Source organism: Nocardioides dokdonensis FR1436 (assembly GCF_001653335.1).
Taxonomy (GTDB): domain Bacteria; phylum Actinomycetota; class Actinomycetes; order Propionibacteriales; family Nocardioidaceae; genus Nocardioides; species Nocardioides dokdonensis.
On record NZ_CP015079.1, the window covers coordinates 600,512 to 612,411 of the forward strand.

Genomic DNA, 11,900 nt, shown 5'->3' on the forward strand with positions numbered 1-11,900 from the left:
TGCATAAAGTGACTGCTCGAGGGTGCAGAGGTGACTGGTCGATGGTGCAGAAGTGACCGCTCGGCTGTCAGCCGGAGACCGGTGCGGCCGGCAGCAGCGCCGAGCGGCCGTGCTCGGCGAACTCGGCCTCGATGGTGCGCCGTCCGGCGTCGTCGAGCGGGACGTACGCGCTGGTGCGGCCCACGCGCACGAGGACCGGGTCCCGGGTCAGCCAGCCCTCGCGGCGCAGCGGAGCCTTGTCGACCTTGCCGCTGCCGGTCAGGGGCATCTCGGCGACGATCCGCACGAAGCGCGGCCACCACTTGGCACCCATGTCCGGGGCCTGCTCGAGGTGGGCGCCGAACGCGACGGGGTCGAGGTCGACACCCGGCTCGAGCTCCAGGGCCGTCATCACCTGGTCCCCGGTGCGGGGGTCAGGCACCGCGAAGACGGGAGCCGATGCGACCCCGTCCATGCGTTGCAGCAGCCGCTCGACGGGCGCCGCGGAGAAGTTCTCGCTGTCAACGCGCAGCCAGTCCGAGGAGCGACCGGCGAAGTAGAAGAAGCCGTCCTCGTCGCGGTAGCCGAGGTCGCCCGACCAGAAGTCGTCGCCCTTGACCCGGTCGGCGTACGCCCCGGGGTTCTTGTAGTAGCCCTCGAAGGTGTGAGCAAGACCCACGGCGACCAATTGGCCGACGGCAGCGGGATCGACCAGCCGGCCCTGCGCGTCGAAGCGCGCCCGCGGGCACTCGACACCGGTGCTCTCGTCGAGCACCCGCACGGCGGCGTCGTTGGCGGGGAGCCCCAGCGCACCCGTCGGGGTGTCGGGGGTCCGGTTGATCCGGAACACGCCCTCGCTGAGGCCGTAGCCCTCCATCACCTCGCAGCCGAAGCGGGCGCTGAAGTTCGCCACGTCGGCCTCGGAGGCCTCGGTGCCGAAGGCGAGCTCGAGCGCTGAGTCGGCGTCGCGAGGGTCGACGGGCTTGGACAAGGCGTAGGACAGCGCCCGGCCGACGTAGTTGACGTAGGTGGCGCCGAAGCGGTGGAGGTCGTCGCCGAAGGCGCTGGCCGAGAACTTCCGGGTCATGCAGACCTGGGCCCCGACCGCCATCGCGGGAGCGAGGTTCATCATCACCGCGTTGCCGTGGAAGAGGGGCATGCACAGGTAGGTGATCGACGAGGGCCGCATCCGCACGCGCCCCACGATCGCCTGGGTCAACCGGCCGAGTCGACCCTGGCCGACGACCACGGCCTTCGGGGCACCGGTCGAGCCGGAGCTGAAGAGCAGCATCGCCAGCTGGTCGGGGGCCGGGAGTTGCGCCGGCAGCGCCGCTCCCCGGTGGGGGGCCAGGAGGGCGGCGTACTCCGCGGTGTCGACGTCGAGCACCAGCTCCTCGGGCACGCCGTGCCCCGTGTCGGTGACCAGGTGCCGCAGCCGGGACTCGGTGACGATCACGTCGACGTCGGCGTGCTGGACGTCCTGGGCGATCTCGGGGCCGCTGCGGCTGGCGTTGATCCCGACGACGACGGCCCCGGCGAGAGACCCGGCGCCGACCCAGAAGACGAAGTCGGGCACGTTCTCGAGCAGCACCCCGACGTGGACCTGACGGTCGTCCGGACGCGGGACCCGTGCGGCCAGCGCGGCGGCCCGGTCGGCGGCCTCCTGGACCACCTCGCCCCAGGTCCAGCTCCGGTCCTCGAACCGCAGCCCGATCGACGGGTCGCCGGCCCGGCTGCGCACCACCTCGGCAAAAGTCTCCACGTCAGTCCCCTCGATCACGTCGTGCCGATGCAACCAGTCCCCCGTGCGGGGCGCGGTCCGGCTCCCGTTGACCGAGAGCCGGACCGCGGCCCGGTCAGTCGATCCAGGCGTCGGCCATCAGGATCATCGAGCTGGCCAGGCCCACGACGCCGTGGACGTCGGTGTCCCAGGCGATGTACTCGGCCCACGGGCTCCAGTTCAGGAACGGGATGGACTCGTTGTACTCCTGCTGGATGCGGTCCATGACCTCGACCGCGGCGTCCTGGTCGGCGGTGGCCTGGAGCTCCTCGAGCAGCGCGTCCCGCTCCGGGCTCGTGGCCATGCCGTAGACCTGGGTCCCGTCGCTGTGCAGGGTCGAGTACATCTTCGAGAACGGGTCGGCCTCGCGGTAGTTCAGGCCCCAGGCGGCGACGTCGTAGTCACGGTCGATCACGATCGCGGTTATCTGCTCGGCGATCGTGCGCATCGGCCGCAGCGTGACTTCCATGCCGACCGCCTCGAGCGAGGCCTTCACCGCCTGCATCGTCTTGCTGGAGCCGGGGTCGGTGCCGTCGAGGTACTCGATCTCGCCGTCCCAGCCGTCGGCCTTGGCCTCCTCGACGAGCGCCTTGGCCTCGTCCGGGTCGTGCCCGGGGCCGCCGGTCTCGGTGTGCCACACGGAGTAGTCCTGGAAGAGCTGGTCGCCGTTGAGCCCAGCGCCCTCGAAGGCACGCTGGGCGAGGAGCACGGGGTCGATGGCCAGCGCCATCGCGCGACGCACGCGCGGGTCGGCACCGGGGCGCCCCTCCGTGGCGTTGATGAGCGCCATGTTGGAGGCCGCGGTCATGCTGACGTAGCCGGGCAGCTCCTCCTCGACCACCGTGTTGACGACGTCGGGGTCCCGAGCCACGGCGAGGTCGACGCCGCCGCCGCGCAGCGACTCGACGCTGGTGACCTGGTCGTTGAGGTAGACGATGCGGAACTCGTCGAGGTGCGGGGCGCCGTCCCAGTAGTCCTCGCGCGCCGAGAGCACCATCTCCTCGTCGCGAGCCCAGCTCTTCAGCTCGAAGGGCCCCGCGCCGACCGGCTCGAACGCGTCGTCGCCGCCCTTCACGGAGGACTCGGCGACGACCATGCCCGGACCGGTGGACAGGATGCTGGGGAAGCCGGGCCAGGGCCGGGCCAGCTCGTAGACGACCGTGCGGTCGTCGGTGGCCTCCACGCTCTGGACGTTGCCGTTCCACAGCGCCGCCTCGGGGGCCGGCATCCCGGCGTAGCGCTCCTGGCTCCAGACCACGGCCGCCGCGTCGAGGGTCTCCCCGTCCGAGAAGGTGACCCCGTCGCGCAGGGTGAGGGTGAAGGTGTCGAACTCGTCGTCCGCCTCGAGGCTCTCGGCCAGCTGGGGGACGAAGTCCTGCTCCTCGCTGTCGTAGCGCAGCAGGGTGTCGTAGATGTTGGCCATCTCGATGCCGCCGGTGGTGGCGGCCGCGATCGTGGTGCCCGGGTCGAGGGCGCCCGGCTGTGCGTAGCCGGCGTACGTCGCGGTGCCGCCGTCGACCGGGTCGCCGGCGTCGGTGACGCCGCGCATGCCCTCGGTGAGGGCGGTGGTCTCGGGCGGCTGCTCCGACTTCTGGTCGTCGGTCGAGGCGCAGCCGCCGAGGGCCAGGGCGCCGACGAGCGCCGCGCTGCTGAGGCGCGCCACCCGGGTGCGGGTGCTGCGCATGGTGCGGGGTGTCTGGAGGGTCATGGCTTCTCTCTGGTCGCGTGTCATGGACGGACAGCCACCGCGAGCTGGCCTCGGTTGACCTTGCCGGTGGCGTTGCGGGGCAGGGGCTCGTGGCCCAGCGCCCAACGGGTGGGGACCTTGTAGCGCGCGACCCGGGCCGCGACGTGGGCCGCGAGGTCGCCCTCGTCGGTCGCGGCATCGGGACGCAGCACGACCAGGGCCATCACCGCCTGCCCGAAGTCGGCGTCGGGGACCCCGATGACGATGCACTCGTGGACCGCCGGGTGGCTGGCGATGACGTGCTCGACCTCGGCGGGGTAGATGTTCTCGCCGCCGCGCAGGATCAGGTCGGAGCGCCGGCTGGAGATCCGCAACCGGCCGTCCCGGAGCGTCCCGAGGTCGCCGGTGCGGTACCAGCCGTGCGGGGCCGTCGAGGCGGCGGTCGCCTCGGGGTTGCGCCAGTAGCCGAGCATCATCTGCGGACCGCGCAGGCAGACCTCGCCCTCGACGCCGTCGGGCAGCACGTGGCCGGCGTCGTCGCGGACCTCGACCTGCATGGTCGGCACCGCCCGGCCCACCGTGTCCGGGTCCGCCTCGAGCTCCGCGGCCGTGGCGACGGTCGCCGCGGTCGACGACTCGGTCAGCCCGTACGTCGTCGCCAGCGAGCGCGCGGCGACCGGGAGGGCCTCGCGCAGGGCGGCCTTGAGCCGGGGGGACGAGGGGGCGCTGTTGACCGAGACCGAGCGCAGCGAGGTCAGGTCGTAGTCCGCGAGCCGGTCACCGAGCTCGACCACCCGCGAGAGCATCGTGGGGACGGCACCCCAGTTGGTCACGCGCTCGGCCTCGACGAGGCGCAGGACCCGGTCCACGTCGAAGCGGCCGAGGTGGATGACCGCGGTGTCACCGACCGCCAGTCGGATCACCGCCAGGTTGTGCAGGGCAGCGATGTGGAAGAGCGGGGTGGCGAGCAGGAACCGGCGCCCGGACTGCGGGACCCCCATCTCGGCGGCGACCGCGTCGTTGAGCAGGTGGTACCAGAGCGCGCAGAGCACGTTGCGGTGCGAGTGCGTGGCGCCCTTGGGTCGCCCCGTCGTCCCGCTGGTGAAGAGGATGACGGCGGGGTCGTCCTCCCTGACCGGGGTCTGATCCAGCGCCGCGCCGCGGTGCCGGGCGACCATGGCGGGGAGATCGGTCTCGATGCTGAGCACCGGGAAGGACTGCTCACCGGCGAGGGCCCCTCGCGGTCCGTCGACGAAGAGCACGCGGGGCCCGGTCAGCTCCAACCCGTGGGCCAGCTCGGGGGCCGCCCACAGGGAGTTCGCACCGACCGCGACGGCACCCAGCGAGATCGTGGCCCAGAAGACCAGGATCCACTCCGGGCAGTTGGCGGCGCTGATCGCCACACGGTCGCCCTTGCCGACGCCGTGCTCCTCGCGCAGTGCCTGCGCCAGGGCGGCGACCTCGTCCAGGTGCTCGGTGAAGCCGAGGCGACGCTCGGTCGTCACCAGGTACTCGGCGTCCCCGAAGCCGCGCGAGCGCTGGAGCAGCTCGCTCAGGGAGCGGTGCCGGTGGGCGAAGACCTCCATCGGCTCCCCCAGCACGTCCTCGGTGTGGATCTCGAAGGGCGCTCCGGGCGCCGTCAGCCGCGCCACCGCCTCGTCTCGTGTCGTCACGGGCCGATGCAACCAGTCCCCCGGACCCGGCGGGGGACGGCTCCCGGTGAACGAGAGCCGCCCGCGGCCGGGGTCAGCCGATCCAGGCGTCAGCCAGGAGCACCAGCTGGCTGCGGTCGACCTTGCCGGTGGCGTTGCGGGGCAGGGGCTCGGTGCTGAGCACCCACCGGGTGGGCACCTTGTAGCGGGCGATGGCGGCGATGACGTGGGAGCACAGCTCCTCCTGTTCAGTCCGGGCATCCGGCCGGAGCACCACGAGCGCCGCGACCGCCTGGCCGAGGTCGGGGTCGGGGACGCCGACCACGGCGCACTCGTGGACGGCGGGGTGGCCGGCGATCACGTGCTCGACCTCGGCGGGGTAGACGTTCTCGCCGCCGCGCAGGATGAGGTCGGAGCGCCGGCTGGAGATCCGCAACCGGCCGTCCCGGAGCGTCCCGAGGTCGCCGGTTCGGTACCAGCCGTGCGGGGCCGTCGAGGCGGCGGTCGCCTCGGGGTTGCGCCAGTAGCCGAGCATCATCTGCGGACCGCGCAGGCAGACCTCGCCCTCGACGCCGTCGGGCAGCACGTGGCCGGCGTCGTCGCGGACCTCGACCTGCATGGTCGGCACCGCCCGGCCCACCGTGTCCGGGTCCGCCTCCAGCTCCGCGGCCGTGGCGACGGTGGCGGCCATGGCGGCCTCGGTCAGTCCGTAGCTGGTGCCGAAGCTGCGAGCGGCCTGCGGCAGGGACCTGCGGACCGCCACCTTCAGCTCCGGGGACGAGGGCGCGCTGCTGACCGACAGGGTCCGCAGCGAGGACAGGTCGTAGTCGCCCAGCCGGTCACCGAGCTCGACGACGCGACCGAGCATCGTGGGCACCGCGCCCCAGTTGGTGACCCGTTCCGCCTCCACCAGTCGGAGGACCCGGTCGATGTCGAAGCGGCCGAGGTGGATGACCGCGGTGTCACCGACCGCCAGCCGGATCACCGCCAGGTTGTGCAGGGCAGCGATGTGGAAGAGCGGGGTGGCGAGCAGGAACCGGCGCCCGGACTGCGGGACCCCCATCTCCGCGGCGACCGCGTCGTTGAGCAGGTGGTACCAGAGCGCGCAGAGCACGTTGCGGTGCGAGTGCGTGGCGCCCTTGGGACGACCCGACGTGCCGCTGGTGAACAGGACGACCGCGGGATCGTCCTCGTCGACGGCGGTGGGGTCGGACGCGGTGCCCCGGTGCCGCGCGACGATGGCCGGCAGATCCGCCTCGATGCTGAGCACGGGGACCGACTGCTCCCCCGCGAGCGCTCGGCGCGGCTCGTCGGCGATCAGCACCCGGGGTTCGGTGAGGTCCAGCCCGTGCCTCAGCTCGGGGCCGGCCCACATCGAGTTCATCCCCACGGCCACAGCACCCAGCGACACCGTGGCCCAGAAGGCGACGACCCACTCGGGGCAGTTGGCTGCACAGATCGCCACCCGGTCGCCCTTGCCGACGCCGTGCTCGACGCGCAGCGCCTGCGCCAGGGCGGCGACCTCGTCCAGGTGCTCGGTGAAGCCGAGGCGACGCTCGGTCGTCACCAGGTACTCGGCGTCCCCGAAGCCGCGCGAGCGCTGGAGCAGCTCGCTCAGGGAGCGGTGGCGGTGGGCGAAGACCTCCATCGGCTCCCCCAGCACGTCCTCGGTGTGGATCTCGAAGGGCGCTCCGGGCGCCGTCAGCCGCGCCACCGCCTCGTCTCGTGTCGTCACCTGCTGGCCCCTCACCGCACCGTGAGCTGTCCGCCGTCGACGTTCCAGGCCTGTCCGCTCACCCACGCAGCCTGGTCGCTGGCCAAGAAGACCGCGGCGTACGCGACCTCCTGGGGCGTGCCGACGCGTCCCAGGGGGAGGTTCGCGGCGACGTAGGCCTGCCACGTCTCCGAGGACTGGTCGTCCAGGCGCCCGGTCTCGGTGACGCCGGGGCAGATGGCGTTGACCCGGATCCGGTGCTTGCCCAGCTCCTTGGCGGTCGAGGACGTCAGGGACTGCACCCCGGCCTTGGAGGCGGAGTACGCCGCCGTCCCGGCGCCGCTGAGCTTGCCGCCGATCGAGGAGATGTTGATGATGCTGCCGCCCTCGCCCTGCACGACGAGGTGGCGGGCGAAGGCGCGGGTCATCAGGAACGTGCCGCGCAGGTTGATCGCCAGCACCCGGTCCCAGGCCTCGACCTCGAGGTCGACGACGGGCACCCGGTCACCGCCGCGGGAGGCGGCGGCGTTGTTGACGACCACGTCGACGCGACCCAGCTCGTCCACGGTGCGGGCCAGCAGGTCCTCGACGGCAACCTCGTCGGAGACGTCGCACACGACCGGGAGGGCGCGCCGTCCCAGCGCCCGGACCTCCTCGGCGACCGAGTCGATGTCGCGCCAGCCTGCGGCCTGCTCGTCGTCGGGGTAGCCGCTGGGGTCGCGTCCGGTGCCCGTGATCACGACGTCGCACCCGGCGCGGGCGAGCTCGACGGCGATGGCGCGCCCGATCGAGCGCATCCGCCCGGCGCCGGTGACGACGGCGACCTTGCCGTCCAGGCCGGTCAGCTCCACGGTCATCGCGTGCGCCCGGTGATGTCGATGAAGAGCCCGTGGGCCTCGACGGTGCGCACCCCGTCGTGCTCGATCCAGCCCTCGGCGCGCGTACGGCGCCCGGTGGTGTCCACGACCCGCGCGTGCAGGTCCAACGGGACGTCGAGCGGGGTGGGCGCCAGGTAGCGCAGGTCGAGCGTCGCGGTGACGGCACGCAGCCCCAGCGACTGCGTCAGGGTGCCCAGCAGGCTGTCGAGCAGGTGGGCGGTGAAGCCGCCGTGGACCAGGCCGGGAGGTCCCTCGTAGAGGGAGTTGGCCGTGGTCCGCGCCCGCGCCGACCGGCCGTCGAAGTGCATCTCGAGGGGGAACGCCTGGGGGTTGTAGGCGAAGGAGCGCCAGGGTGAGTCGGGACCGCCGGCGCGGGCGTCGGCGGGTCCGTCGAACGGGGCCCGCAGGGCCCGGGGGCGACTGCGGGCGGAGAGGGTGCGGGTGAGCGCGTCCATCGCCCGGCCCGCCGCACGGACCTCATCGGGGTCGAGGTCGGTGGTGGCGGCGGCCAGCATCAGCCTGCGGGTGGCCTCGGTCAGCTCGGCGGCGGCCGCGACCTGGTCGTGCCCGACCTCGCTGGTCGTCACGGCGCTCACAGGCGCTCGATGATCGCGCCGGTGACCTGGGCGCCGCCGGCGCAGATGGCGACCATGCCGAAGGTCTGGTCACGCCGCTCGAGCTCGTCGACCAGGGTGGCGATGAGCCGGATGCCCGTCGAGCCGACCGGGTGGCCCAGGGCGATCGCTCCCCCGTTGACGTTGAGCCTGTCGGGATCCACGCCGTGGACCCGCTCGAAGGAGAGCGGGACCGAGGCGAAGGCCTCGTTCACCTCGAAGAGGTCGATGTCGCTGATGCTCATACCGGTGCGCTCGAGCAGCCGTTGCCCGGCTCGGACCGGGCCGTCCAAGAGGTACTGCGGCTCGGCGCCGAGCAGGCACTGGGCCACGATCCGGGCGCGCGGGCGCAGCCCCAGCTCGCGGGCGCGGTCCTCGCTCACGAGGAGTGCGGCGGTCGCGCCGTCGGAGATCTGCGAGGAGGTGCCGGCGGTGTGCAGCCCGCCCTCCCGGATGGTGCGCAGGCCGGCCAGCACCTCGGTGCTGGTCTCCCGCAGGCCCCCGTCGCGGTCGACGACGGTCCCGTCGGCCAGGGTCACGGGCATCACCTGGCGGTCCAGACGGCCCTCGTCCCACGCAAGGCGGGCGCGCTGCTGCGAGCGGGCGCCGAAGGCGTCGAGGTCCTCCCGGGTCAGTCCGCGCCGGTCCGCGATCCGGTCGGCGGCCTCGAACTGCGCCGGCAGGTCGACGGCCCAGTCGTCGGGGCGGGTGCGACCGTACGAGCCGTCGCCGAGGTTGGCCAGCAGCGGGACCCGGCTCATCGCCTCCACGCCGCAGGCGAGGCCAGCGTCGATGTGGCCCATTGCGATCTGGGCGGCGATCAGGTGCACGGCCTGCTGGGCGGAGCCGCACTGGGCGTCGATGGTGGTCGAGCCCACCTCCTGCGGCAGCCCACCGTGCAGCCAGGCCATCCGCACGACGTTGCCGGACTGCTCGCCGGCCTGCGTCACGCAGCCGCCGATCACCTCACCGACGAGCTCGGGGTCGAGGCCGGTGCGGTCCAGGACACCCTGCTGGGCGCGGGCGAGCAACTGGACGGCGTGCATGCTCGACAGGGCGCCGCCGCGGCGGCCGTACGGCGTGCGGGCCGCGTCGACGATGACGGGTGCTGGCATGGCTCTCTCCTCAGGACGGTACGGACGAACGTAGGCCGGGTCGACCGTGCGAGGGAGCCGAGCTCCCGTTGGCCGGCACTCGTGCCGACGCTCCGACCGCCGGCGCCGTCTCGAGGGTGTCGCCGAGCTCGGCGGCAGTGGCCTCGGCCCCGCCGAGGTAGCAGGCCAGCTGACGGCCCCACAGGAAGTAGCGGTGGATCGGGTAGGTGATGTCGGCACCGATGCCGCCGTGCAGGTGCTGCCCGGAGAGGACGACGCGCAGGCCGCCCGTCGCCGCCCACCACTTCGCGACGAGCGAGGCGCTGCGGGCCGCCGCCTCGGCACCCGAGTCGAGCAGCCAGGCAGCCTTGTAGGTGGTCAGCCGGATCGCCTCGGTGTCGAGGTAGCAGTCAGCGGCACGGTTGCTCACCGCCTGGTTCGTCGAGATCGGGCGGCCGAACTGCACCCGCTGCGAGGTGTACTCGGCGGTGATGCGCAACGCCTCGGCGCACACGCCGACCTGGACCGCGGCGAGGGCGACCCGGATGCGGGCGCGGGTCCAGTCGACCACCTCCTGACCATCGGCCGGGAGCAGGTCGGCGCCACTGACGACGACCTCGGCGAAGGTCCCGGTGGCGGCGTTCTCGTGGCTCGTGACCGAGATCGGTGTGAGGCCCAGCCCCGCAGCCGTCGTGGGCACGACGGCCACCCGCAGGCTGCCGTCGTCGAGGGCGACGGGGACGACGACGGCGTCGGCGACACCGCCGGCCGGGACGTGGAGGACCTCGCCGGAGACGACCAGGTCGTCGCCCTGGAGGCGGCCCCGCAGCGCGGCCCGCTCCCCCGGCGCCGCGTCGAAGGCGCCGGTGATGATCGAGGTGCCCTCGAGGAGGCCGGGCAGCCAGCGCCCGGCCTGCTCCTCGGTCGCGAACTCCGCGATCGGCAGCGCAGCACCGGCCACCACCGACCACAGCGGCACCGCGGCCAGGCGCCTGCCCTGCTGCTCCAGCAGCGCGACGAGGCCCAGCAGGCCGAGTCCGGCGCCGCCGTCAGCCTCGGGCACGGCGATGCCGAGCATCCCGGAGTCGGCCAGCACGCCGTACAGCGTGCGGTCGAAGCCGGCCTCGTGGGTCTCGACCTCGACCACCCGGTCGAGGCCGGCGAGGTCGGAGAAGATCTTGGCGGCGAGGTCGCGGACCTCGACGTGGTCGTCCTGCAGCTCGAACTCCATGGTCAGCTCCCGGCCTTGTCGGTGGTCTTCAGGGTCGTCGTGTCGGCGTCGGCCTTGCGACGCGCGCCGAGGGTCATGCCGAGGGTCTTGGCAGCGACGATGTCGCGCATGACCTCGTTGGTGCCGCCGCCGAACGTGTTGTTCTGGGCACGGCGGGCCAGCTGTTCGACGCGGCCCTCGAGGGCAGCACCGGGCGTCCCCGGACGCAACAGCCCAGCGGCGCCGAGCACCTGCTGCAGCTGGCCGTAGGCCTTGACGACGGCCTCGGTCCCGAACACCTTGGCGGCCGCGGAGTCCCCGCCACCCAGCGTGTTGGTGGCGACGTCGGCGACCAGGCGCAGACTCATCAGGTCGGCCGCGGAGAGCAGCGCGTAGACCTCGGCGAGGGTGCTGCGCACCCAGGGGATGTCGTAGAAGCGGCGGTCGCCGATCTTCTCCTCCAGCGCCCAGCGCAGCACCTGGTCGTACATCTCGTTGGCGATGCCGTTGCGGGCAGCGAGCGCGACGCGCTCGTGGTTGAGCTGACCGGTGAGCAGCTTCCAGCCCTGGTTCAGCTCGCCCACGACGTTGCTGAGCGGGACCCGCACGTCCTCGTAGTAGGTCGCGGCGGTGCTGATGCCACCCACCGTGTGGATCTCGGTGACCGAGAAGCCCGGTGCCGAGGTCGGCACGAGCACGATCGAGATGCCCTGGTGCCGGGGCGCGTCGGGGTCGGTGCGCACAGCGAGCCAGACCCAGTCGGCGAAGACGCCGGCGCTGGTGTAGATCTTGTTGCCGTTGATCACGAGCTCGTCGCCGTCGATGCGCGCCCGGGTCTGCAGGGACGCCAGGTCGGTGCCGGCACCGGGCTCGGTGTAGCCGATCGCGAACATCAGCTCGCCCTTGAGGATCGGGGGCAGGAAGAAGTCCTTCTGCGCCTGGGTGCCCTGGTGCATCAGGGTCGGTGCGACGGTGTTGAGCGTGACCAGCGAGAGCGGCGCCCCGGCGCGGATGCACTCGTCGTAGAAGACGAAGAGCGCCTCGGGGTCCTCCCCGCGACCGCCGTACTCGGCGGGGAAGCCGAGACCGAGCCAGCCGTCGGCACCCATCTGGCGCAGGATGCGGTCGAAGGTGGGCCCGCCCTCGGTCTGGGTGACCAGGTCGGCCCGGTCCTGGTCGCTGATGGTCCGAGCGAAGTACTCGCGCAGCTCGGCGCGCAGGACCTTCGAGGAGTCTGACAGTTCTGGGTGCATGGCAGCGCCGCTTCCTAGGGTGGTGGTCGATGGGGTGCT

Annotated in this window: 9 protein-coding genes; all 9 read right to left on the bottom strand. The window is 72.8% G+C overall.

What is annotated here, in order from left to right; translation table 11 throughout:
- Window positions 1-67: 67 nt before the first annotated feature.
- The 9 genes from I601_RS02895 to I601_RS02935 all read right to left on the bottom strand — a co-directional run bounded on the left by I601_RS02895 (window position 68) and on the right by I601_RS02935 (window position 11,861).
- Complete coding sequence (locus I601_RS02895) at window positions 68-1,741, bottom strand: AMP-binding protein (protein WP_068106207.1); 1,674 nt, start codon at window positions 1,739-1,741, stop codon at window positions 68-70.
- Between the two features lie 94 nt (window positions 1,742-1,835).
- The gene (locus tag I601_RS02900) at window positions 1,836-3,467 is read right to left on the bottom strand and encodes an ABC transporter substrate-binding protein (protein WP_169834652.1); all 1,632 of its coding nucleotides are present in this window, start codon (window positions 3,465-3,467) and stop codon (window positions 1,836-1,838) included.
- A 20-nt stretch (window positions 3,468-3,487) separates the two neighbouring features.
- Complete coding sequence (casG, locus tag I601_RS02905) at window positions 3,488-5,119, bottom strand: steroid-24-oyl-CoA synthetase (protein WP_068106210.1); 1,632 nt, start codon at window positions 5,117-5,119, stop codon at window positions 3,488-3,490.
- A gap of 73 nt (window positions 5,120-5,192) precedes the next feature.
- A complete protein-coding gene (casG, locus tag I601_RS02910) occupies window positions 5,193-6,833 on the bottom strand; it encodes a steroid-24-oyl-CoA synthetase (protein ID WP_068114238.1) in 1,641 nt (546 codons plus the stop codon).
- Window positions 6,834-6,844: 11 nt separating this feature from the next.
- Window positions 6,845-7,669: an SDR family NAD(P)-dependent oxidoreductase gene (locus tag I601_RS02915; RefSeq protein ID WP_068106212.1), complete on the bottom strand. Its 825-nt coding sequence runs from the start codon at window positions 7,667-7,669 to the stop codon at window positions 6,845-6,847.
- On the bottom strand, window positions 7,666-8,286 hold the full coding sequence (locus I601_RS02920; RefSeq protein ID WP_218917737.1) for a PaaI family thioesterase: 621 nt from the start codon (window positions 8,284-8,286) through the stop codon (window positions 7,666-7,668). The genes I601_RS02915 and I601_RS02920 overlap by 4 nt, the downstream gene beginning before the upstream one ends.
- Window positions 8,283-9,419 (bottom strand): steroid 3-ketoacyl-CoA thiolase, encoded by a 1,137-nt coding sequence (locus I601_RS02925; protein ID WP_068106216.1) that lies wholly within the window; start codon window positions 9,417-9,419, stop codon window positions 8,283-8,285. The genes I601_RS02920 and I601_RS02925 overlap by 4 nt, the downstream gene beginning before the upstream one ends.
- Window positions 9,420-9,429: 10 nt before the next feature.
- Window positions 9,430-10,629 (bottom strand): acyl-CoA dehydrogenase family protein, encoded by a 1,200-nt coding sequence (locus I601_RS02930; RefSeq protein WP_068106219.1) that lies wholly within the window; start codon window positions 10,627-10,629, stop codon window positions 9,430-9,432.
- A 2-nt stretch (window positions 10,630-10,631) separates the two neighbouring features.
- A complete protein-coding gene (locus I601_RS02935; RefSeq protein ID WP_068106222.1) occupies window positions 10,632-11,861 on the bottom strand; it encodes an acyl-CoA dehydrogenase family protein in 1,230 nt (409 codons plus the stop codon).
- Between the last annotated feature and the right edge of the window lie 39 nt (window positions 11,862-11,900).